Source organism: Amycolatopsis sp. NPDC104587 (assembly GCF_055583645.1).
Genome location: NZ_JBVJNO010000026.1, coordinates 1 through 21,857, shown reverse-complemented (window position 1 = coordinate 21,857; position 21,857 = coordinate 1). Strand labels below are relative to the sequence as shown.

The window sequence follows — 21,857 nt, the reverse complement described above, 5'->3', positions numbered from 1 at the left end:
ACTTTCGGGGGTCCGTGGGGGCGGAGCCCCCCGGCGGGGTGCGGGGTTCGACCCCGCAGGACACAGTGTGCCGTTGACCACCCGGCAGGGTGACTACGCGGTGGCCTTCGCGAGCTTCAGCCGCGGCCGCCCGGTCAGCGCCCGGCTGCCCGGCAGGCGCCGGAGCACCTCGACGATCAGGATCGTCAGCGCGATCGTGCCGACGTAGATGATCACGCTCAGCCACGGCGCGCCGAAGCGCTCGGCGACGTGCGGGATCACCGGGCCGAGGAAGGCCAGCGCGAGCGGGTGGACCAGGAAGATGCTGAACGACCGGTTCGCCGCCCACGAGACCACCCGGGCCCCGCGGCCGCCTTCCCGGCGCCGCGCCGACCACCACGTGCTGAACGCGTAGATCGCCGCGATGACCGTGAGGAACCACGGGATCAGGTACGGCTGGAACGGGTCGCTGGCCACCTGCGGGAACGTTCCACTGTGGACGGTCCGGAGGTAGTACCACTCGGTGCCGGCCAAGACCGCGACGAGCGCGCCGCCGAGCAGCAGCCGGTGCCGGCCCGCCCAGGCGTGCACGGCCTCGAAGTGCATGGCCACCACGGCCCCGAACAGCGTGTAGAACTGGTACGGCAGGATCGTGGCGTACAGGTGGGTGATCGTCTCGTAGCTGACGCCCAGCGGCTGGTACGTCATGAACAACGTCACGCCGACCTGCAGCAGCCCGCTGCCGAGCAACAGCCACTTGTGCTTGCCCGCGGTCGCCCGCAGCAGCTTCATCAGCAGCGGGAACAGCAGGTACACCTGCATCGTCACGAGCAGGAAGTACAGGTGGTACCAGGCGCCGCCGGTCACCAGGTCCTTCAGCAGCAGGCGCATCGACGCCTCGAGCGAGCCCGGCTGCTGCGTGCCGGTCACCAGCGAGAACGCCCAGAAGAACATCGTCCACGCCAGGTACGGCGTCGCGACCAGCGGCAGCCGCCGGCGCCAGAAGTCGGACGGCGTGATCTCGCGGCCGCGGTTCTGGAACACCAGCACGAACCCGGTCAGCGCGAAGAACGCCTCACGCGTGAAGTGCAGCGGCGTCTCGACGGCGTTCGCCCCGACGTCCTGGGCGAAGTTCGTCGCGCCCACGACATGGATGAGGATCACGCACGCGAACGTGATCAGCCGGAAGAGGTCGATCTGGTGCAGGTACGGCGCTTTCCCACCCGGTCTCGTGGTCCGGGCGGGAGCTTCGAGAGTGGCCTGGGCAGTCGTCATCGTGCCGCCGTTCCGGCACCGTCGTCGGCGTGGTTCACGTTGTCAGACTTGCCACCCATTCTGTGAATTTCCCATGAAGGCACTGGGAAGCGCCTGTTGGCAGGGCCCCGGCGGGCTGTCGGATATGCCACGTCCGCTCAGGGAGCGGGGAGCCGTGGATCATGTTAACGCGTGAGCCCTCCGGTACCGAGCGTGACCTTAGTCATCACCCGGCCGGCCGCTCCGATCAGCGGAGAGCGTCCCGATCGGCCTCCTCCCGGACCGCTTCGAGCGCACTCCGTAGTTCCGTCTTCCCGACCGAACCGAGGGCCAGCCGGAGTGCCTGCGGCACCGCCGGCGTCGTCGCGAACGGCTCCGCCGTCGAGACCGCGACCCGCCGCCGGGCCAGTGCCGCCGCGATCCGGTCCGGCCGGGAGTCCCGGGCCAGTGGCAGCCACCGGAAGTACGACGACGGGTGCCCGAGCCAGGGCAGCCCGGCGAGCACTTCGGAGGCGAGCGCCTGGCGCCGCCGGGCGTCTTCGCGCTTGTCCGCCTCCAAGCGCTCGACCGTACCGTCGTCGAGCCAGCGGCGCGCGAGGGCCACCGTCAGGGCCGGGGTGTTCCACGTCGTCGCGCGGATCGCCGTCTCGACGGCTGGGACGAGCTCGACCGGCGCGGCGGCGAACCCGATCCGCAGCCCGGTCGCGACGCTCTTCGAGAGCCCGGACACGTAGACCGTGCACTCCGGGGCGAGCGCCGCCAGCGGCGGCGGCGCGTCCGCGGCCAGGTAGGCGTAGGAAGCATCTTCGACGATCGTCACGCCGTGCCGCCGGGCGATCTCGACCAGCCGTGCGCGCTGTTCGGCGGAGAGCACCCAGCCGAGCGGGTTGTGCAGGGTCGGCATCGTGTAGACCGCGCGGACGCGACGCCGCCGGCAGAGCCGGTCGAAGGCGTCGAGGTCGGGACCGCCGTCGGCCACCGGCACGGGCGCGACCTCCAGCCCGAGCGTGCGCGCGAGCACCCGGAACCCGGGGTAGGTGACGGCGTCGGCCGCGACGACGTCCCCCGGGGAGAACAGCGCCATCGCCGTCACGGCGAGGCCGTGCTGGGCGCCGCCGGTGATCAGCACCCGCTCGCGGCCGACGGCCAGCCCGCGCAGCCGCAGGTGCCGGGCGACGGCGGCCCGGTCTTCGGCGCGGCCGCGGTGCGGCTGGTAGCGCAGCAGCGCGTCGAGGTCGCCGGCCGTGGCGAGGTCCCGCAGCGCCTGGCGCAGCAGGTCGGCCTGCCCGGGCACGGCCGGGTAGTTGAAGCTGAGGTCGACGGCGTCGGCGGCCACCGACCGCTCGTCGACCCCGTCCCCGGCGGCCAGGTCACGGACGAACGTGCCCCGCCCCTGTTCACAGCTGACCAGCCCCATCGCCTCGAGCTCGGCGTAGACGCGGGACGCGGTCACCACGGCGATGCCCTCGTCCGCGGCCAGCCGGCGGTGGGTGGGCAGCCGCGTGCCCGCCGGCCACCGCCCGGCCCGGATCCCCGCCGCGAACGTGTCGACGACGCCCTTGTACTTCGGCACCCGCACGCGCCCGATTGTAGGCAGGACAATTTGTGGACTGTCCTGGATCGGCGGCCTTAGCGTGGCCGCCATGCACACCGCGATCCTGACCTTCGACGGCTACAACGAACTCGACTCGCTGATCGCCCTCGGCGTCCTGAACCGGGTGCCCGGCTCACGCGTGTCGATCGCGAGCCCGGCCCCGCGCGTGACGTCGATGAACGGGGTCACGATCGACGCCGCGATCGACCTCGAAGAGGCCTGCGCCGCCGACGCCGTCATCGTCGGCAGCGGCGCGCGGACCCGCAAAGTGGTCGAGGACCCGGCGATCATGGCGACGCTGAGCCGGCTCGACCCCGCCCGGCAGCTGCTGGCCGCGCAGTGCTCCGGCACGCTCGTCCTGGCGAAGCTGGGACTGCTCGCCGACGTCCCCGCGTGCACCGACCTGACGACCAGGCCATGGGTCGTCGCGGCCGGGGTCGAAGTGCTGAACCAGCCGTTCTTCGCCCGCGGCACGCTCGCCACCGCGGGCGGCTGCCTGGCCTCGACCTACCTCGCGACGTGGGTCATCGCCCGGCTCCACGGCCTCGAAGCCGCCGAGCACGCGATGCACTACGTCGCCCCGGTCGGCGAGAAGGAGGACTACGTCGCGCGGGCACTGCGCAACGTCACGCCCTACCTGGAGCCGGCGGTGGCCTGATCCGTGCCGAAGAGCGACGTGAGCGTCACTTCCCGGTTGACGCGCACGTGCTCGACGGCTTCGGCGTGCGCGCGCTCCGCGTCGCCTGAGGCGATCGCGTCGTAGAGCCGGCGGTGCTCGTCGAGCAGCTCGGTCCAGTGCTCGTTCTGGCTGGTCAGCCAGCGGAGCCGGCCCTGCAGCGGCTGCAGCATCGTGGTGAGCAGCGTGTTGCCCGCGATGGCGACGATCTCGTCGTGGAAGCGCGAGTTGAACACGGTGATCTTGGCGGCGTCGTCGCGAGCGGTCGCGCGGGCGGCGTCGGCCAGCATCCGCTCGAGCCGCTTCAGCTCCGGCGCCCCGGCCCGTTCGGCGGCACGCCCGGCGGCGAGCCCTTCGAGGGCCTCACGGACGTCGAACAGCTCCTCGACGTCGACCCGTGCCAGCTGCCGGACGACGATCCGCCGCGCCGACTGCTCGACGAGGAACCCTTCGGCTTCGAGACTGCGGATGGCCTCGCGCACGGGCACCCTGGAGACACCGAGGTCTTCGGCCAGCTCCCGCTCGACCAGCCGGTCACCCGGGCGGAGCCGGCCGGTCAGGATGCGCTCGCGCAGCTCGTCGCGCACCCGCTGCCGGGTGGCCGCGAGGGGTTGCCGCTCGCTCGCCGTTGTCACCGGTTCCCTCCCTCAACATGCCTGTAACACAAGTTTACGGGCCGGAGGGTTGACGACGGCGGACGCGAGGGTGATATTTGGGATGCCAAATTTTGGTATCCCAAATCGCCGTCGCTGCACTGTGACACGCGGGGCTTCGCCCCGGCCGGGGGCTCCGCCACCCGGAACCCCCGAAAGCATCCGTCGATCGGAGGCCCGCATGACCGCCGCCCCGCTCACCGAATCCCAGCAAGAGACGAGCTCACCGCCGGATCCCCGGCTCTGAAACGAAGACCTCGCCCCGGCGAAGGACCGCCGCTGGAAGGTCTACGACATCTTCGCGCTGTGGATGTCGGACGTGCACAACCTCGGCAACTACACCTTCGCGGCCGGGCTGTTCGTGCTCGGCCTCTCGGCCTGGCAGGTCTTCACCGCCCTGCTGTTCGGCTTTGTGATCATCTACGCCGGCATGAACCTGATGGGCCGGATCGGGCAGCGCACCGGCGTCCCGTTCCCGGTCGTCGCGCGGATCAGCTTTGGCACGTTCGGCGCCAACCTGCCCGCGCTGATCCGGGCGGTCATCGCGATCTTCTGGTACGGCATCCAGACCTACCTCGCCAGCGTCGCCATCACGCTGCTCGTGCTCGCCATCGACCCCGGCCTGAAACCGTTGACCGAACACGGTTTCCTCGGCCTGCACGCGCTCGGCTGGATCTGCTTCGTGGCCCTGTGGGCGGTCCAGGCGCTCATCCTGACGCGGGGAATGGAGTCCGTGCGCAAGTTCCAGGACTGGTGCGGCCCGGCGATCTGGGTCGTGATGATCGCCCTCGCCGTCTGGATCCTCGCCGCCGGGCACTGGAACATTTCCCTGACCAGCAGCCCGAAACAGCTCTCGACGGGTGAGCAGATCCGGCAGTGGTTCGGCGCGGCCGGGCTCATCCTGGCCACCTACGGCACGCTGATGCTGAACTTCTGCGACTTCTCCCGCTTCGCCCCGGACCAGAAGACGGTGAAGCGCGGCAACTTCTGGGGCCTGCCGATCAACTCGACGGCGTTCGCGCTGCTGTCGGTGATCGTCACCGCGGGCAGCATGCAGGTGTTCGGCGAGGCCATCACCGACCCGGCGGAGCTGCTTTCGAAGGTGCACAACACCCCCGTGCTGATCGTCGGCGCGCTGACCTTCGCCATCGCCACCATGGGCGTCAACATCGTCGCGAACTTCGTCTCCCCCGCCTACGACCTGGCCAACATCTGGCCGAAGCGGATCTCGTTCACCATCGGCGGGCTGATCAGCGCGGTCGCCGCGTTGTGCGTGCTGCCGTGGAAGCTGTACTCGTCGCCGACGGTCGTCAACTACTTCCTCGGCGGGCTCGGCGCGTTCCTCGGGCCGCTGTTCGGGATCATGATCGTCGACTACTACCTGATCCGCCGCGGCAAGGTCGACGTCGCGCAGCTGTTCGTCGACGGCGGGATCTACCCCCGCGTGAACCCGCGTGCGCTCGTGACGTTCTTCCCGACCGCCGCGCTCGCCGCGGTGATCGCGCTGGTGCCGTTCTTCGCCCCGGCCGCGCCGTACTCGTGGTTCATCGGCACGGCGTCGTCGGCGCTGCTGTACTTCGCGGTCTCGAGGAAGCACCGATGAAGATCGTCGTCACCAACTGCAACACCACCGAGGCGATGACGAAGGAGATCGAAGCCGGGGCCCGCGCGGCCGCGAGTCCCGGCACCGAGATCCTGGCGCGGACCCCGAAGTGGGGCCCGGAGTCGGCCGAGGGGTGGCTGGACAGCTTCCTCTCCGCCGCGGCGGTGCTGGATCTGTTGCGGGGCCTGGAAGAAACGTTCGACGCGGTGGTGCTCGCGGGGTTCGGCGAGCACGGCCGCGAGGGCGCGCGCGAGCTGCTCGACGTCCCGGTCGTCGACATCACCGAAGCCGCCGCGCACCTGGCGTGCCTGCTCGGCCGCCGCTACGGCGTGGTGACCACTTTGGACCGGACGGTCGGGCTGATCGAGGACAGCCTGCACACCGCCGGGGTCGCGCGGAACTGCGTCACGGTCACCGGCGCCGGGCTGGGTGTGCTGGAGCTGACCGACGAACGCCGGACGGAGTCGGCGCTGCTGACCGCCGGCCGGCGTGCCCGCGACGCCGGGGCGGAAGTGCTCGTGCTCGGTTGCGCCGGGATGACCGGGCTGGACCGGAAGATCGCCACGATGCTGGACATCCCGGTGATAGACGGCGTCGCGGCGGCTGTCCGGCTCGCCGAGTCGCTCGTCGGCCTGGGCCTGAAGACCAGCCGCGCGGGTTCCTACGCCAAGCCGCTCGACAAGCGCCGGACCTGGCCCGATTGACACCCACCGCACGGGGACGCCAGAATCCCTCCAGCCGTACCGCCGCCCGGTGACGACGTGGGGATCTTGACGTCCCCGAAAGGCGGTCGACGTGCGAAGGCTCCGCGTTCTCGGCGCGATGGCGGTATCCGCGAGTGTGTTCCTGGTCCCGATCAGCGGAACGGCGGCCGCCGCGTCGCCACCGCACACGATCGTCACCGACGGCGCCAAGCTCGCGAACATCAAGCAGGCGCTGCGCGGCGGGCACGCGTCCCAGGCCCAGCGGGACGCGCTGAAAACCGTGCTGGCCAAGGCGAACACCGCGCTCACCGCCGGGCCGTGGTCGGTGATGGACAAGCCGACCGCGCCGCCGAGCGGCGACAAGCACGACTACATGAGCCAGGCCCCCTACTGGTGGGCGAGTGAGAAGACCCCGGAAAACCCGCAGGGCTGCCCGTACGTCAACAAGGACGGCCAGCGCAACCCCGAGGCCGACGCGATCACCGACCACACCTACCGGATGGTGGCCTGGGACGCGATGTACTACCTCTCGCTCGCCTGGTACTACACCGGCGACGCGAAATACGCGAAGCGGGCGGCATTGGACATCCGGACGTGGTTCCTCGACCCGGCCACCAAGATGAACCCGAACATGACGTACTCGCAGATCATCCCGTGCAAGACCACGGTCAGCGGCACCGGGATCATCGACTCGACGCAGTCGTTCAGCCAGGTCCTCGACGTCTTCGCCCTCCTCGACGGCGGCGCGCCGGGCTGGACCGGCAAGGACCGCGACGGCGTCAAGGCGTGGCTGACGCAGTACCTGAACTGGATGCAGACCAGCCCGCAGGCGAAGCTGGAACTGGCCGCCACCAACAACCACGGCACCTTCCTCGACATGCAGAACGCGACCATCGCGGCGTACCTCGGCAAGCGGGACACGGCGAAGAAGATCGTCCTGGACGCCGAGAAGAAGCGGTTCCCGGTGCAGTTCGCCGCCGACGGCAGCCAGCCGCTGGAGCTTTCGCGGACGATGTCGTGGCACTACGTCAACTTCAACCTCACCGCGTGGGGCCGGATGGCGGAACTCGGGAAGAACCTCGGCGTCGACGTCTGGAAGTACACCGCACCGAACGGGGTGACCCTGCGCAAGGTCGTCGACCAGCTGATCCCGGGCGCGCTGCAGGGCGCCGCGGGCTGGCCGCACCAGCAGATCGGCGTGTTCGACCAGTCGATCGCGGCGGACATCTTCCACGCCGCGGCCGAGGAGGCCCACGACCAGGCCGCGGCCGCGGCGCTGAAGAAGATGCCGCTGCCCGCCGGCGGGGACACGTGGCCGGTGCGCGTGTCGTGCTTCCCGCTCGACCCGCCGCTCAAGTAACCCCTACCAACGCTGGGAAATCCGGACACCACACCCCATAGCGCACGCCTCCGCAAGATTGGTCTAGTCCAAAGTATTGACACTCGGTGTCCTCGCGCGCACATTCATGACCGGGGCCGGACCCGCTTCGTGAAGAACCGTCGCGTACGCCCTCTCCCGCGCCGTCGCGGCCCGGGAGAGGGCCGTCCGCCTGCGCGAGGAGACAGCATGGCCAGAGGAGTTTCCCGAAGACTGGCGTGGTTCGCCGCCGCCGCGGCCGCCGTGGTCGTGGGCGCGCTCACGATCGCCGGACCGGCCGCCCCAGGCGCCGCCGCGGCGACCTCCGGCGGGGTCCGGATCGCCTACTTCGACCAGTGGTCCATCTACCAGAACGCCTACTACCTGAAGAACGTCGACTCCATCGCCAACAACCTCGACTACCTGCTCTACGACTTCGAGAACATCGACCCGACGAACCACACCTGCTTCGAGGCGACGAAGGCGACCACGCCCGACCCGGGCGGCGAGACCGACCCGAACGCCGGGGACGGCGGCGGTGACCAGTTCGCCGACTACCAGAAGTCCTTCGGCTCCGACATCAGCGTCGACGGCACCGCCGACGTCTGGAACCAGCCGGTCGCCGGCAACTTCCACCAGCTGCAGGAGCTCAAGGCCCGGCACCCGAACCTCAAGGTGCTGCTGTCGATCGGCGGGTGGACGTACTCGAAGTACTTCTCCGACGCCGCCGCGACCGACGCGTCGCGCAAGAAGTTCGTCAGCTCGTGCCTCGACATGTTCATCAAGGGCAACATCCCGGCGGCCGGCGGGTACGGCGGCCCGGGCACCGCGGCGGGCATCTTCGACGGCATCGACATCGACTGGGAGTACCCGGCTTCCCCGACCGGGCACGTCGGCAACCACTACAGCGCCGCCGACACCGCGAACTACACCGCGCTGATGGCGGAGTTCCGCAGCGAGCTGGACGCGTTGGGCGGCAAGCACTACGCGCTCTCGGCCGCGCTGCCCGGCGGGCAGGACAAGATCGCGAAGCTGCAGACCGACAAGATCGGGCAGTACCTGGACTTCGGCAACGCGATGACCTACGACATGCACGGCGCGTGGGACGCGACCGGGCCGACGAACTTCCAGGACCCGCTCTACTCGTCGCCGGGCGACCCGTCCGGCACGATCCCGCCCGGCACCGAGAAGTACACGATCGACTCGGTGGTCAAGGACTACCTGCACGGCAACAGCGCGTACGGCCTCGCCGGCGGATTCCCCGCGAGCAAGCTGACGCTGGGCATCCCGTTTTACTACCGCGGCTGGACCGGCGTCCCGGCCGGCTCGAACCACGGGCTCTACCAGTCCGCTTCGGGCCCGTCACCCGGCCACGCGCTGAGCGGCAACGTCCCCGGTGTCGCGATGTACAAGGAGCTGTCCGGCCTCGTCGACAACCCGGCGGACACGTACTGGGACCCGGTCACGCAGTCGGCCTGGTTCTACGACGGCACGAACTTCTACGGCGGCTCGTCGGCGCAGTCGATCAAGGCGCGCACGGACTACATCCACTGCACGGGCCTCGGCGGCGCGATGATGTTCTCGCTCTACGACCTGGACCCGGGCTCGACGCTGTTCCACGCGGTGGTCAACGGGCTGGCGGCCTCGACGCCGAACTGCTCGACCCCACCGCCGACCACCACTCCGACGACCCCCACCACACCCACGACCCCGACCACTCCGACCACCCCCACCACGCCGACCACACCCACCACCCCGACAACGCCGCCGTCGGTGCCCGCGTGGGCCCCGAACACGGCGTACGCGACGGGTGCGAAGGTGACCTACAACGGCGTCACGTACACGTGCCGCCAGGCCCACACCTCGCTGGTGGGCTGGGAACCGCCGAACGTCCCGGCCCTCTGGCTGGCCGGCTGAAAGGTGTCGTGAGTGGTAATTAGGGTTCTAACCCTAATTACCACTCACGACATCAGTTGCCGTTGGGGGCGCCGACTCCCGGTGCGGGGGCCTGGGCGTTGCCGGCGATGCCGTAGCGTCCAGCGCCCCCGTCGAGCTGTTCCTTCAACGCCAGCACCGTGCTCACCCGGCCGGCCGACGAGTCGACGTTGTCCACAGTGGACAGAATCGACGTCGCCGAGGTGTCGGCGCGGACCACGCCCAGCGCGCCGGTGCCTTCCGCCGAGCCGGCGTCGCCGGCCAGGACCGTGCCCGCGCCGGTGCGGTCGAGCTGGGTGGCGAACCGGGCGATCGTCGCCGCGCGGTCACCCGCGCCGTCGCCGGTCGCCTGGGCGCCGGTGAGCACGACCGCCAGCTGCGCCGGCTTGACGTCCGGGCCCGCCTTGACGAACCCGCCGTCGGTGAGCCCGCCGAGGGCGGCCGCCAGCTCCTCCACCGAGGACTGCGGTTTCGCCGTGGTCTTGTCCAGCAGCAGCACGGATCCGAGCAGCGCGCCGGCGAGCGTGCCGGAGTCACCCGCGGTCGGGAACTTCGACCCGGCGGGCTGCAGCCGCGTGACGACGTCGCGGAGCTGGTCGGCCTTGTCGGGGTCGGCGAACGCGGCGGTCAGCTGCACCTCGCCGGTCACCGAAGCGCCGGACTGGCCGATCAGCTGCTTGAGCGCGTCGCGGTCGGCCGGGCGCGCGTCCTCGGTGGTCACCAGGACCACCGACCGCTTGTCCAGCACTCCGGCGACGACCTTCGGCCCCATTGCGCCGGCGAACGCGTCCGCGTCGGCCAGGCGGGCGTTGAGCGCGTTGCGCTGCGCCTCGAGATCGGAGACCTGGCTGCCCAGGTCCTTCTTCTCCCCCGCCAGCCCGGACAGCAGCGAGCCGTTCAGCGCGGTCGAGCCGAGCACGACCCCGACGGCGAGCGCGAGGAAGCAGGCGGCGATCGAAACGACGTGGTAGCGCAGCGAAATCACGTGAACAGTCCCTTGACCCAGGCGGCGAGCGAGTTCCAGGTGTGCCGGAGCCAGTCCAGGTAGACCGAGCCGACGTCGGACACCAGCAGGGCCGCGGCGACGACCACGACCGCGGCGAGCACGAGCAGGACGACCGCGCCGATCGACACCCGGCTGCGGTGCAGCGTCGCCACCGCTTTCCCGTCGACGAGTTTCGTGCCGAGCTTGAGCCGGGTCAGGAACGTCGACGGGTTCGAACCGGACCGGCCGTGGTCGAGGAACTCGCGCAGGGTGGCCTGGAAGCCGACCGTGACGACGAGGTTCGCGCCGTGCGCGTCGGCCAGCAGCAGCGCGAGGTCTTCGGCGTTGCCGGTCGCGGGGAACGTCACCGCGCCGATGCCGAGGTCCTGGATCCGCTCGACCCCGGGCGCGTGCCCGTCCGGCTGCGCGGGCACCACGACCTCCCCGCCGCCGCGCAGGGTGACGGTGCCGATGCCGGTCGGGTCGCCGACGATGACGTCCGGCTTGTACCCCTGCACCCGCAGGGTGTCCGCGCCGGCGTCGACGCCGATCAGCACCGGCCGGTGCTCGGCGACGTACTTCTTGAGCTTCTTGAGGTCCTCGGCGTGCCCGTTGCCACCCGCGACGACCAGCACGTGCCGGTCGCGGATGACCACCTTCAGCTCCGGCACGCCGACGCCGTCGAGGATGAGGGTGCGCTCGCGGCGGAGGAACTCGATGGTGTTGGCCGAGAACGCCTCCAGCTGCGTCGACATCCCGGCCTTGGCCTCGATCATCTGGTCCGCGACGCTGTCGGCGGTCTGCTCGATGCCGGAGGCGACCTGGCGCTCGCCGACGAACACGAGGCCGTCGTGCAGCCGCAGCTTCGTGCCGTCCTTGATCGTGCGCAGCAGCTCACCGCCGACCGAGTCGACGAGCGGGACACCGGCGGCGATGAGGATCTCGGGGCCCAGGTTCGGGAACCGGCCGGAGATCGACGGCGACGCGTTGACCACGCCGGCGACCTCGGCCTCGACCAGGGCGTCGGCCGTCTGGCGGTCGAGGTCCAGCTGGTCGAGCACGACGATGTCGCCGGGACTGATCCGGCGCAGCAGCTCCCGGGTCCGGCGGTCCACGCGGGCGACGCCGGTGATCCCCGGGAGGGGTTCTTGGTTCCGCGTGAGCAAGCCGGTGAGCTTCATGTGGCCGATGGTGACAAATTTGCTCGTGGGACGATGTGCGCCACGCCGTAGCCGAGGTGACTCGTTGTGGTGACCTCCCCCGCACGGGTCAGGCCTCGGACTCCTCCGAAAGCGACCCGAAACCGAGGTTCACCCAGGGGCTCGCCGGGTCCTGAAGGAGCTGGTGGTGGACCCGCACGGCCGCCGGGTACCACTCGCCGAACTCGTCGTCCTCGGCGTGCAGCACCCGGCCCATGACGTACCCCGCCGACAGGTCGGCCCATGACTGGTGGTAGCGACGCGCCAGCGAACCCGCCTCGAGCACCATCAGCTCGGCGGTCAGCGCGTCGCAGTAGCCGGCCGCGAGACCCCAGCGGGCGATGTTGACCGCGCGGCCGACGTCCCACGACAACGCCGTCGTGACGAACCCGTCCGTGTCGACCAGGCCGTCGGCCCGGAACCGCTGCTCGCAGCGCGACACCCGCCGGACAGTGTGGCGCAGCTCGTCGGCCTGGTCGGCCGCGTCGTTCTCCGCGCACCACCGGTCCACCAGCTCCGCCCAGGTCAGCGGGTCGAGCTCCCCGCCGGTCAGGCCGTACTCGGCGGCGAACCGCAGGCGCAGCATCAGCACCAGGTTGCCCGGGGTCAGTGCGTACCCGTCGCCGATCAGGTCGGCCATGGTGGCGCGCCAGCCCGGCGGGTCGGGCACGCCCCACCAGTCCCGCAGGCCCCGGACCTCGGCGACGTAGTCGTGGTAGCGGGCGTCGAGGACGTTCCACGGCGCGGCGTTCAGCACCGCCAGGTGCGCGCCGCAGGCGAGGGCGTGCGCGATCGGCCCTTCGAGATGCCCGTACGGCGCAGTGATCAGCCGCTCGACCTGCTCCTCCAGCGGCGTGACGTCGTCGAGGTGCCCGTCGAGCCACGGCTGCAGCGTCGCGCCCGGCAGCCGCCACTCGCCCCGCGTGCCGCGGTTGAACACGACCCGCTCGTGCCGCCCGACCCCGTCGACCGCCCAGTCCAGCGCGCCGCTCATGGCCACCACGTCCGAACCGAGGTCCGGCAGGGCGCCGCGGGTGAAGACCTGCAAGAACTCGTCACCGCCGGTCTCGAAGTAGACGTTCGGGAAGGTCTCCGCGCGCTCGTCGAGGATGCTCAGCGCGTCCACCCGCCGGATCGGGACGAACAGCTCTTCCCCGGCGAGCAGGCCGAGGTAGCGGTCGAGGTCGCCGTCCCGCCGCGCGGCGGCGAGCTGGGCTTCGAGGTCGGCCGGCGGCGGCACGATCACGGGGCGGCTCCCTCCGCTCGGCCGGTCAGCACGACGAGCTTGCCCGCCGTCCGGTTGTGCTCCAGGTCGTCGTGCGCCTGCCGGATCTCCGTCATCGGGTACACCTTCGCGGGGCCGAGGCTCGTTTCGCCGGCGGCGATCCGGTCGAGGTGGCGCTGGAGGACGGAGGCGGGCAGGTCGTCCGCCTCACCACCATAAGCGGTCAACCGCACCCCGGCGGGAAGGTATCCGATCGGATAGAAGTTCGAGATCGTCCATTGGTTGGACAACATGCCGGCGAAGCAGACCGTGCCGTGCACACGCGTGGCGTTCAGGGTGTCCGGCAGGGTCGGGGTGCCGACCAGCTCGAGGGCGGCGTCGACCCCTTCGGGCGCGATCTTCCGGACCTGGGCCGCGACGTCGCCGTCGTCGGAGAGCGGGTGGTCGACGCCGTGTTCGCGCAGGGTGTCGAGCCGGTCGGGCTGCCGGGTGGTCGCGAAGACCGTGGCGCCGAGGTCTTTCGCCAGGGCCGCCGCGGCAAAGCCGAGCGCGGAGGTGCCCCCGCGGATCAGCAGCGTCTGGCCCCTCTTGAGGTCGAGCCCGGTGGTGAGCGAACCGTACGCGGTCTGCAGCGTCTCCGGGACCTGGCCGAGGACCTCCCACGGCAGGTCCGAGCGGAACGGGATGACCTGCCCCTTCGGCACCACCGTGTATTCGGCGTAACCGCCGTCGAAGGTGCGGCCCATCCCGCCCATCATCGTGGCGACCTGCTGCCCGGGCGTCAGCTCCCCGTCCGGGTCGGCGTCGACCACGCCGACGGCCTCGATGCCCGGCACGCGCGGGAACGTCACGCCGTCGGCCAGGCCGAGGCGGGTGTGCAGCTCGGAGCGGTTGAGGCCGAACGCCCGCACCGCGATCCGCACCCAGCCGGGTTTCACCTCGGGCAGCGGGAGGTCGGTGAGTTCGAGGTTCTCGACGGGACCGGGTTCCCGGAGGACGACTGCGCGCATCGTGGACCCTTTCTTCGCAAGCGAACAGTCCGCACAACAACTGTCCGCGCGAGTACTATTCCCCGGGTGAGCTTGTCCCGGGATCACGACGAGGCCTGGCGCGGCTTCCTGCGCTCGTCGGCCCTGCTGCTGCGGGTCCTCGACGCCCAGCTGCGCGCCGAGCACGGCATGACACACCGGACGTACGACGCGCTCGTCCAGCTGTCGGAGGCCCCGGACCGGCGCCTGCACATGAAGGACCTGGCCGACGCGCTGGTCCACAGCACCAGCGGCCTGACCCGCCTCGTCGACGGCTTGGAGCGCGACGGTTACGCACAGCGCGAGGTGGACCCGGGCAACCGCCGCGCCACCCTGGTGGTGTTGACGCCGAAGGGCTTGGCGGCGCTGGAGAACGCCTGGCCGACGCACGTCCGCGGCGTGCAGCGGTACTTCGCCGACCACGTGAGCGCCGAGCAGGCGCGGGTGCTGGCGGCGGTGTTCCGCGCCATCACCGCGGACCTGGACGCCGGCTGACCCGCCCTACTTCTTCTTGGCCCGCTTGCGTTTCGGCTCGAAGTCGGCCTTGTCCTTCGCCGCCGTCGCCAGGAGCTCCTCGGCGTGCGCGCGGCCCGTCTCGTTGTCCATGCCCGCGAGCATCCGGGCCAGCTCGCTCACCCGGTCGGACTGGCTCAGGTTCTTCACGCCGCTGCGCGTGACCCCGCCGGTGTGGCCCTTGTCCACCACCAGGTGCTGGTCGGCGAACGCGGCGACCTGCGGCAGGTGCGTGACCACCAGGACCTGGTGGGTGCGGGCCAGCCGGGCCAGCCGGCGGCCGATCTCGATCGCCGCGCGGCCGCCGACCCCGGCGTCCACCTCGTCGAACACCAGCGTCTGCACCGTGTCCGCGTGCGCGAGGACCACCTCGATCGCCAGCATCACCCGCGACAGCTCACCGCCGGACGCGGCCTTGTGCACCGGCAGCGGCGGCGCGCCGTCGTGCGCGCGCAGGAGCAGCTCGACGTCGTCGACGCCCTCCGCGCCCGCGTGCACCGCGCGGCCGTCGAGCACCAGCGCGTGGGTGTCGCCGTGCTCGGCCGGGCGCTGCTCGACCGTCACCTCGATCGCGGCCTGGCCCATCGCCAGCCCGGACAGCTCCCGCGTGATCTCCGCGGCCAGCTCGGCGGCGGCCTTCTCGCGGGCCGCCGAAACCTCGACGGCGTGCGCGGCCAGCTGCACCGCGAGCTGGTCGCGCCGCATGCCCAGCTCCGCCAGCGCCTCTTCCGAGGTGTCCATCGACTCCAAGCGGCGCCGGGCGTCGTCGGCCCAGGCGAGCACGCCGTCGACGTCCGCCGCGTACTTGCGCGTCAGCCGCTTGAGGTCACCCTGGCGCGCCAGCACCTTCTCCAGCAGCGCCGGGTCGGCGTCCAGCGTCTCGACGTAACTGCCCAGCTCGGCGCCGACGTCGGCCAGCAGCACCGACGCCTCCTCCAAGCGCGGCGCGAGTTCTCGCAGCACGGCGTCCTCGGACGTCGAGAGCCGCCGCAGCGCCTCCGAGACCAGGCCGGCCGCACCCGGGGCGTCCGGGTCGCCGTCCGCGGAACCGGAGACCGCGACGTGCGCCTCGGTCGCGGCCGCGCGCAGCTCGTCGACCGCCGCGAGCCGCTTGATCTGCCCGGTGAGCTCGGCGTCCTCGCCCGGCTCCGGCGCGACGGCGTCGATCTCGGTCAGCCCGTGCTTGAGCAGGTCGGCCTGCTGGGCCAGCTCCCGCGAGCGCGTCGACCGCTCGGTCAGCTCGGCGATCACCGCCAGCCACTCGGACCGGACCTCCTGGTAGGCCCGCAGCGGCTTCGCCACCGCGTCGCCGGCGAACCGGTCGATGACCGCGCGCTGCTCGGCGGGCCGCAGCAGCCGCAGCTGGTCGTTCTGCCCGTGCACCGCGATCAGCTGCTCGGACAGCTCCGCGAGCACGCCGACCGGCACGGACCGGCCGCCCAGGTGGGCGCGGGACCGGCCGTCGACGGCGACCGCGCGCAGCGCGATCACACTGCCGTCTTCGTCCACGTCCGCACCCGAATCGGTGACGATCCGTTCGGCGCCTTCGACGCCGGAATAGGTGAACCGCCCTTCCACGAACGCCTTGAGCATCCCCGTCCGGACCTTGGACACCTCGGCCCGGCCCCCGGAGAGCAGGTGCAACCCGGTGACGACCATGGTCTTACCGGCACCCGTCTCACCGGTCACGACGGTGAAGCCCGCGTGCAGTTCCAGCAGGGCGTCCTCGATGACTCCGAGGCCCTGGATGCGCATCTCGGCCAGCACGCCGCCTACCGTAGCGGCCCCCACCGACACTCTGCGCGCGCGGGAGCCCGGCGAGTCGCCGATATGTTCGAATGGATCGCCGAGCGGTCCCTACTCGCAGGGACGCGCGTGGCGCTCGCGCCAGCTCTTCACCGGCAGTGAGAACTTCTGCACCAGCCGGTCCGTGAACGGCCCGTCCCACAGCCGGACCAGCCGGACGGGCGTCGTGCCGCACGTCACCCGGACCCGGGCGCCCGGCGGCAGGTCGATGAGCCGGCCGCCGTCGCAGGTCAGGACGGCGGACGAGCCGTCGGGGTCGATCCCGACGGTGATCACCGAGTTGCGCGAGACGACCAGCGGCCGCGCGAACATCGCGTGCGCGTTGCTCGGCACGACCAGCAGCGCCTGGACGTCGGGCCAGATGATCGGGCCACCCGCCGAGAACGCGTACGCCGTCGAACCGGTCGGTGTGGCGCACAGCACACCGTCGCAGCCGAAGGCCGACACCGGGCGGCCGTCGACCTCGATCAACGCGTCCAGCACCCGCTCGCGGGTGCTCTTCTCGACGCTGGCCTCGTTGAGCGCCCAGGTGCGGGCGACCTCGGCGCCGTCGTGGGTGACGGTGACATCGATGGTCATCCGCTCTTCGACCTGGTAGTCACCGTCGACGACCCGCTGCACGGTGTCGGCCAGCGCGTCCGAGTCGGCCTCGGCGAGGAAGCCGACGCGCCCGAGGTTGACCCCGAGCACCGGCACTCCGGCCCGGCGGGCCAGCTCGGCCGCGCGCAGCAGCGTGCCGTCACCGCCGAGGACGAACACCAGCTCGACCCCCGCGGCGGGGTTGTCGTCCGGGTCGACGACGGTGCAGGTCGAGCCGACCCCGTGCTCGTCCGGGTTGATCAGCGAGCAGACGTCGTCCTCGATCACCCGGATCCGGATGCCGGCCTTGGCGAAGCGCGCCGAAACCTCGCGCGCCGCCTCGCCCGTCGCTTCACGATCGGGGTGCACCATGAGGAGCACTTCACGTTCGGTGGTCATGCGGGCCCTTCCTCGACGGCGGTTCGGACGAGCCGCTCGGCCTCAGACCTGTCCACGGCCTCGTGTTCATTCTTGAGCCACACGAAGTACTCGACGTTGCCGGACGGCCCGGGCAGCGGGCTGGCGGTCACCCCGCGCAGCGCGAGCCCGAGCTTCGCGGCTTCGTCGATGACGGTGAGCACCGACTCGGCGCGCAGCTCGGGGTCACGCACGACACCGCCGCTGCCGAGCCGGTCCTTGCCCACTTCGAACTGCGGCTTGACCATCGGCACCAGGTCGGCGCCTTCTCGCGCGCAGGCGGCGAGCGCGGGCAGCACGAGCTTGAGGGAGATGAACGAGAGGTCCCCGACGACGACGTCGACCTGCCCGCCGAGGTCGTCGGGAGAGAGGGAGCGAACATTGGTGCGGTCCATGACCACTACACGTTCGTCGGTGCGGATCCGCCAGTCGAGCAGGCCACGGCCCACGTCGGCGGCGATCACGGTCGCGGCGCCGTTGCGCAGCAGGACGTCGGTGAACCCGCCGGTCGACGCGCCGGCATCGAGGCAGCGTTTGCCTTCGACACTCAAGCCGTCGAACGCCGCCAGCGCGCCGAGCAGCTTGTGCGCGCCGCGCGAGGCCCAGCCGGGGTCGTCCTCGTCCTTCACGACGATGGGCGCGTCGGTCTCGACACCGGTGGCGGGTTTGCTCGCCACCAAACCGCGCACGGTGACCTTGCCGCCGGTGATCAGGGCCGACGCCTGCTCGCGCGACCGGGCGAGGCCGCGCCGAACCAGTTCCGCATCGAGGCGCGCCCGCTTGGGCACCGTGGTCAGACCTTGTCGATGCTGGACAGGGCGACCGTCAGCTCGGTGTGCACGGCGTCGAAGCGCTCGACGTGCTCACCGAGCGGCAGCGCGTCCAGGTCGTCCAGGCCGGCGACGGCTTCTTCGATGCCGGCCCGCGGGTCGGTCTGCTGCGAGAACGAACCGGGCGGCGGGCCCGGGACGGGATAGGGGTGGTCCTGCACGCTTCGAACGGTATCAGTCAGGCGAGCTTCGCCTCGGCGCGCGCGCCGAGTTCGGTGACGCCCGTCTCCCAGGCCGTGTGGCACAACGCGCGCAGCAGGTCCAGGGCGTCGCCGTCGCCTTCCGCGTCCAGCACGCCGTCTTCTGTGGTCACGGTCCAGCCCGGGCGCGGCCCGATCTTGAGGTCCTCGGCCTTGGCTTCGAGAGCCGTGAGGTCCTGGGCGAGGTAGGTGGCGCGCTCGGCCGGAACAGCTTCGATCAGCTGTTTCGGCGTCGCGACACCGGAGAGCACGACCAGCGAGTCGACGCCCGCGGCGACCGCGCCGGCGATGTCGGTGTCCAGCCGGTCACCGACCACGAGTGGATGCTCCGCACCGGCGGACTTCGCCGCGGTCTCGAACAGCAGCGGCTCCGGCTTCCCGGCGACCAGCGGCTCGACGTCGGTGGCGGTGCGCAGCGCGGCGACCATCGAGCCGTTGCCCGGCAGCAGGCCGCGCTCGCTGGGCAGGGTCGCGTCGACGTTGCACGCGACCCACAGCGCGCCGGCGCGGATGGCCAGGCAGGCTTCGGCCAGCGCGGCCCAGGTGTTGTCGGGCGAGTGGCCCTGCACCACCGCTTGGACGCCGTCGCCGTTCTCCCGCACCGGCTTCAGCCCGGCACCGGCGACCTCGGCCGCGAGCGACTCGGTGCCGACGACGAGGACCTCGGCGCCGGGCTCGAGCCGGTCCTTGAGCAGCTGCGCCCCGGCCTGCGCGCTCGTGTGCACCTCGCCGGCCTCGGCGGGCATGCCGAGCTCGGTGAGGTGGTCGACGACCTCCGCCGGGGCTTTGGACGCGTTGTTCGTCACGAAGCGGACGGGTGTGCCGTGCTCGCGGGCCGCGCGGACGGTCTCCGGGGCGCCCGGGATCACCCGGGTGCCGTGGTAGACGGTGCCGTCGAGGTCGAAGAGGACCGCGTCGTAGACCGCGAGCAGGGCGTCACTCATCGGTGGCTTCGGTGTCCTTCGCTTCTTCGGCGTCCTTGTCCTGCCCGGCGTTGGCCAGGTCGGCGGCGCGCTCGGACGCGTCGGTCTCGTCCTCGGCATCGGCGTCGGCCGAGTTGAGGAACCACCGGACGGCCTCTTCTTCGCGCCCGGCGGCGGCGAGGTTGTCGGCGTAGGCGTAGAAGAGGCGAGCGCTCCACGGGTCGCGCTTCTCGGCCTTGAGGTCGTCACCCTGCAGCGAGACGACGGCGGCGTCGAGCTGCCCCAGGTCCCGGCGCGCCCCGGCCGCGACGATCGCGAGCTCGACCTGAGTCGCCTTCGCCAGCTTCGCCGTGTCGGCTTCCTTCGCGAGGTCGAGAGCCCGCTCGGGCCGGCCCAGCGCCCGCTCGGCGTCGGCGATGATGGCGATGTGCTCGTCGCTGCGCGTCATCCGCCGGACGGCGCGCAGTTCCGAGAGCGCCTCCGACCAGTTGCCGGCGTGGTAGGCGACCAGGCCGAGCGCCTCACGCACGATCGGCACGCGCGAGGCCTTGGCCTTGGCGTACTTGGCGTGCTCGAGGGCGGCCTCGGGATCACTGTCGATCAGCCCACCGGCGGCGACGAGGTGCTTCCCGACGGTCTCCGCGAGCCCCTTCGGCAGGGTCCGCAGCTCACGGCGGACCTCTTCGTCGAGGTCGGAGTACTCGATGTCTTCGGGCAGTTCAGGTGCCTCGAGGAGCTCCTTGGCGAGGGCCTCGTCGTCGAGCGGGCCGCCGACCTTGGGCCGCGGGTCGCGCCGCGGCCGGTCGTCCCGGCGGTCCTTGCGGTCATGGTCCCGAGCGGCGGGGCGGCTGTCGCCGGTGCCCCGCTTGGCCGAGTCGCGATCGTCGCGGCGCTGGTAGCTGCCCCGGGAGTCGCTGCTGCTGGTGCTGCTGCTGCGGTCGTCATCGCGGCGCTGGTAGCTGCTGCCACGGGAGTCGCTGCCGCGGTTGTCGTCTCGGCGCTGGTAGCTGCCGCTACGGGAGTCGTTGCCGCGGTTGTCGTCGCGCCGCTGGTAACTGCCGCCACGGGAGTCGCTGCCGCGGTTATCGTCTCGCCGCTGGTAACTGCCGCCGCGAGAATCGCTGCCGCTGCGGGTGCCACGGTCATCGTCTCGGCGCTGGTAGCCGCCGCCACGGGAGTCGCTCCCACCGCTGCGCGTGCCGCGGTCGTCATCGCGGCGCTGATAGCTGCCGCGGGAGTCACTGCCACCACTGCGGGTGCCACGATCGTCGTCCCGGCGCTGGTAGCTGCCGCGGGAGTCACTGCCGCCGGAGCGGTAGCCGCCACCGGAGCGGGAGCCGCGGTCGTCGTCGCGGCGCTGGTAACCGCCGCGGTCGCCCCGCGAATCATTGCCACCGCGATTGCGGTCGTCCGACCGGAAATTGCCGCGGTCACCGCGCGAATCGTTTCCGCCGCGCCCGCGGTCGTCGGAACGGAATCCGCCGCGGTCGCCCCGCGAATCGTTTCCGCCGCGGTTGCGGTCGTCCGGACGGAAACTGCCGCGGTTGCGGTCGTCCGAGCGGAAGCCACCGCGGTCACCGCGCGAGTCACTGCCCGAGCGCCCGCGGTCGTCCGAGCGGAAACCACCCGAACGAGCGCCGCCGCGGTCGTCGTCGCGGCGGCCGGAGCCGCTGCGGTCCTCCCAGCGCGGCTTGCGGTCGCCGAACGACGACTTGCCCTGGGGGCGGCCGCCACCGGGCCGGCCACCGCGGTCGTCGCGGCCCGTCCCACCGGAGCGGCTGCCGCGGTCCTCGTACCGGCCACTGCCGGAGCGGGCGGGCCCATCGGAGTACCGGCTGCCGCCACCCGACCGGCCGCCCGAGTCGCGGCCGGCGTACCCGCCGCCCGAGTCGCGGCCGGCGTACCCGCCGCCCCCGCGACGGTCGTCCCGGTTGTCGGACCGGCCACCGCTGTCACGGCTCTGACCTGCGTATCCTCCGCGCTGCTCACGGGGACCGTCCGAGCCGCGGAAGGGCTTGCCACCCCCGCGAACCCCACGGTCGTCACGGCGAGGGCGCCCCTGGTGTCCACCGTCGCGGCCGCCGCGGTCCTGCCGGCCACCACGTCGGTCTCCCCCGGGTCCGTCCGACCGGCCCCGGGAGCCTTCGTCCCGGCGTGCCGACCGGCCTGACCCATCATCCGCTGAGTCTCGTCGACCGAACTCGGACACCTGGCCTCCTGCCATGGAAAAATCTTGTTCCGGACATACGCGTACGGCCCGCTAGGGCAGCCAACTGGCTATCCTAACGGGCCGTACGGAAGGTAAGTTCGGCGGTGTCCTACTCTCCCACAACCCTTCGGTTGCAGTACCATCGGCGCTGTCAAGCTTAGCTTCCGGGTTCGGAATGGGACCGGGCG

18 protein-coding genes, 1 rRNA gene and 1 pseudogene are annotated in these 21,857 nt (G+C 71.5%); 6 read left to right on the top strand and 14 right to left on the bottom strand.

The genetic code is table 11. The features are described 5' to 3' along the window. Nucleotides 1–93: 93 nt before the first annotated feature. Both ACZ61C_RS46455 and ACZ61C_RS46450 read right to left on the bottom strand, forming a co-directional pair. The gene (locus ACZ61C_RS46455) at nucleotides 94–1,254 is read right to left on the bottom strand and encodes an acyltransferase (RefSeq protein ID WP_465314398.1); all 1,161 of its coding nucleotides are present in this window, start codon (nucleotides 1,252–1,254) and stop codon (nucleotides 94–96) included. A gap of 226 nt (nucleotides 1,255–1,480) precedes the next feature. Beyond that, nucleotides 1,481–2,812, bottom strand: a complete 1,332-nt coding sequence (locus tag ACZ61C_RS46450; protein ID WP_465314397.1) for an aminotransferase-like domain-containing protein — start codon at nucleotides 2,810–2,812, stop codon at nucleotides 1,481–1,483. A gap of 64 nt (nucleotides 2,813–2,876) precedes the next feature. On the opposite strand from ACZ61C_RS46450, the gene ACZ61C_RS46445 reads away from it, so the two are divergent. After that, nucleotides 2,877–3,485, top strand: a complete 609-nt coding sequence (locus tag ACZ61C_RS46445; protein WP_465314396.1) for a DJ-1/PfpI family protein — start codon at nucleotides 2,877–2,879, stop codon at nucleotides 3,483–3,485. Here ACZ61C_RS46445 and ACZ61C_RS46440 read toward each other — a convergent pair. Beyond that, nucleotides 3,461–4,138, bottom strand: a complete 678-nt coding sequence (locus ACZ61C_RS46440; RefSeq protein WP_465314395.1) for a GntR family transcriptional regulator — start codon at nucleotides 4,136–4,138, stop codon at nucleotides 3,461–3,463. The genes ACZ61C_RS46445 and ACZ61C_RS46440 overlap by 25 nt on opposite strands. Nucleotides 4,139–4,337: 199 nt before the next feature. Between ACZ61C_RS46440 and ACZ61C_RS46435 the strand changes: the two are divergent. The 4 genes and pseudogenes from ACZ61C_RS46435 to ACZ61C_RS46420 all read left to right on the top strand — a co-directional run bounded on the left by ACZ61C_RS46435 (nucleotide 4,338) and on the right by ACZ61C_RS46420 (nucleotide 9,737). Further along, nucleotides 4,338–5,759: pseudogene (locus ACZ61C_RS46435) on the top strand (NCS1 family nucleobase:cation symporter-1). Further along, complete coding sequence (locus ACZ61C_RS46430) at nucleotides 5,756–6,463, top strand: aspartate/glutamate racemase family protein (protein ID WP_465314394.1); 708 nt, start codon at nucleotides 5,756–5,758, stop codon at nucleotides 6,461–6,463. Before ACZ61C_RS46435 ends, ACZ61C_RS46430 begins: the two are co-directional and overlap by 4 nt. A 91-nt stretch (nucleotides 6,464–6,554) precedes the next feature. Next, nucleotides 6,555–7,823, top strand: coding sequence for an alginate lyase family protein (locus tag ACZ61C_RS46425; RefSeq protein ID WP_465314393.1), 1,269 nt, complete (start codon nucleotides 6,555–6,557; stop codon nucleotides 7,821–7,823). 207 nt (nucleotides 7,824–8,030) lie between these two features. After that, nucleotides 8,031–9,737 carry a glycosyl hydrolase family 18 protein gene (locus tag ACZ61C_RS46420; protein WP_465314392.1) on the top strand — a complete coding sequence of 569 codons (1,707 nt, stop codon included), beginning with the start codon at nucleotides 8,031–8,033 and terminating at the stop codon, nucleotides 9,735–9,737. Nucleotides 9,738–9,789: 52 nt separating this feature from the next. Here the strand turns inward: ACZ61C_RS46420 and ACZ61C_RS46415 are convergent, their stop codons facing one another. From ACZ61C_RS46415 to ACZ61C_RS46400, 4 genes are all read right to left on the bottom strand, one after another. Then, a complete protein-coding gene (locus ACZ61C_RS46415) occupies nucleotides 9,790–10,740 on the bottom strand; it encodes a copper transporter (protein WP_465314391.1) in 951 nt (316 codons plus the stop codon). After that, on the bottom strand, nucleotides 10,737–11,921 hold the full coding sequence (gene steA / locus ACZ61C_RS46410; RefSeq protein ID WP_465314390.1) for a putative cytokinetic ring protein SteA: 1,185 nt from the start codon (nucleotides 11,919–11,921) through the stop codon (nucleotides 10,737–10,739). Before steA ends, ACZ61C_RS46415 begins: the two co-directional genes overlap by 4 nt. A gap of 88 nt (nucleotides 11,922–12,009) precedes the next feature. Further along, complete coding sequence (locus ACZ61C_RS46405; RefSeq protein ID WP_465314389.1) at nucleotides 12,010–13,185, bottom strand: DUF1266 domain-containing protein; 1,176 nt, start codon at nucleotides 13,183–13,185, stop codon at nucleotides 12,010–12,012. Beyond that, on the bottom strand, nucleotides 13,182–14,174 hold the full coding sequence (locus ACZ61C_RS46400; protein WP_465314388.1) for a zinc-binding alcohol dehydrogenase family protein: 993 nt from the start codon (nucleotides 14,172–14,174) through the stop codon (nucleotides 13,182–13,184). The genes ACZ61C_RS46405 and ACZ61C_RS46400 overlap by 4 nt, the downstream gene beginning before the upstream one ends. Before the next feature lie 66 nt (nucleotides 14,175–14,240). Between ACZ61C_RS46400 and ACZ61C_RS46395 the strand changes: the two genes are divergently transcribed. Then, nucleotides 14,241–14,687, top strand: a complete 447-nt coding sequence (locus ACZ61C_RS46395) for a MarR family winged helix-turn-helix transcriptional regulator (protein WP_465314387.1) — start codon at nucleotides 14,241–14,243, stop codon at nucleotides 14,685–14,687. Between the two features lie 6 nt (nucleotides 14,688–14,693). On the opposite strand, the gene recN is transcribed toward ACZ61C_RS46395, so the two are convergent. From recN to rrf, 7 genes are all read right to left on the bottom strand, one after another. Beyond that, nucleotides 14,694–16,472: a DNA repair protein RecN gene (gene recN, locus ACZ61C_RS46390; RefSeq protein ID WP_465314386.1), complete on the bottom strand. Its 1,779-nt coding sequence runs from the start codon at nucleotides 16,470–16,472 to the stop codon at nucleotides 14,694–14,696. A 90-nt stretch (nucleotides 16,473–16,562) separates the two neighbouring features. Then, nucleotides 16,563–17,489 (bottom strand): NAD kinase, encoded by a 927-nt coding sequence (locus tag ACZ61C_RS46385; RefSeq protein WP_465314385.1) that lies wholly within the window; start codon nucleotides 17,487–17,489, stop codon nucleotides 16,563–16,565. Next, entirely contained in the window at nucleotides 17,486–18,295 is an 810-nt protein-coding gene (locus ACZ61C_RS46380) for a TlyA family RNA methyltransferase (RefSeq protein ID WP_465314384.1), read from the bottom strand. The genes ACZ61C_RS46385 and ACZ61C_RS46380 overlap by 4 nt, the downstream gene beginning before the upstream one ends. Before the next feature lie 5 nt (nucleotides 18,296–18,300). Continuing rightward, the gene (locus tag ACZ61C_RS46375; RefSeq protein ID WP_465314383.1) at nucleotides 18,301–18,498 is read right to left on the bottom strand and encodes a hypothetical protein; all 198 of its coding nucleotides are present in this window, start codon (nucleotides 18,496–18,498) and stop codon (nucleotides 18,301–18,303) included. A gap of 17 nt (nucleotides 18,499–18,515) precedes the next feature. Continuing rightward, nucleotides 18,516–19,481 carry an HAD-IIA family hydrolase gene (locus ACZ61C_RS46370; RefSeq protein ID WP_465314382.1) on the bottom strand — a complete coding sequence of 322 codons (966 nt, stop codon included), beginning with the start codon at nucleotides 19,479–19,481 and terminating at the stop codon, nucleotides 18,516–18,518. Then, nucleotides 19,474–21,669 (bottom strand): tetratricopeptide repeat protein, encoded by a 2,196-nt coding sequence (locus ACZ61C_RS46365; RefSeq protein ID WP_465314381.1) that lies wholly within the window; start codon nucleotides 21,667–21,669, stop codon nucleotides 19,474–19,476. Before ACZ61C_RS46365 ends, ACZ61C_RS46370 begins: the two co-directional genes overlap by 8 nt. 96 nt (nucleotides 21,670–21,765) lie before the next feature. After that, a 5S ribosomal RNA gene (gene rrf, locus ACZ61C_RS46360) occupies nucleotides 21,766–21,857 on the bottom strand; the annotation flags it as partial.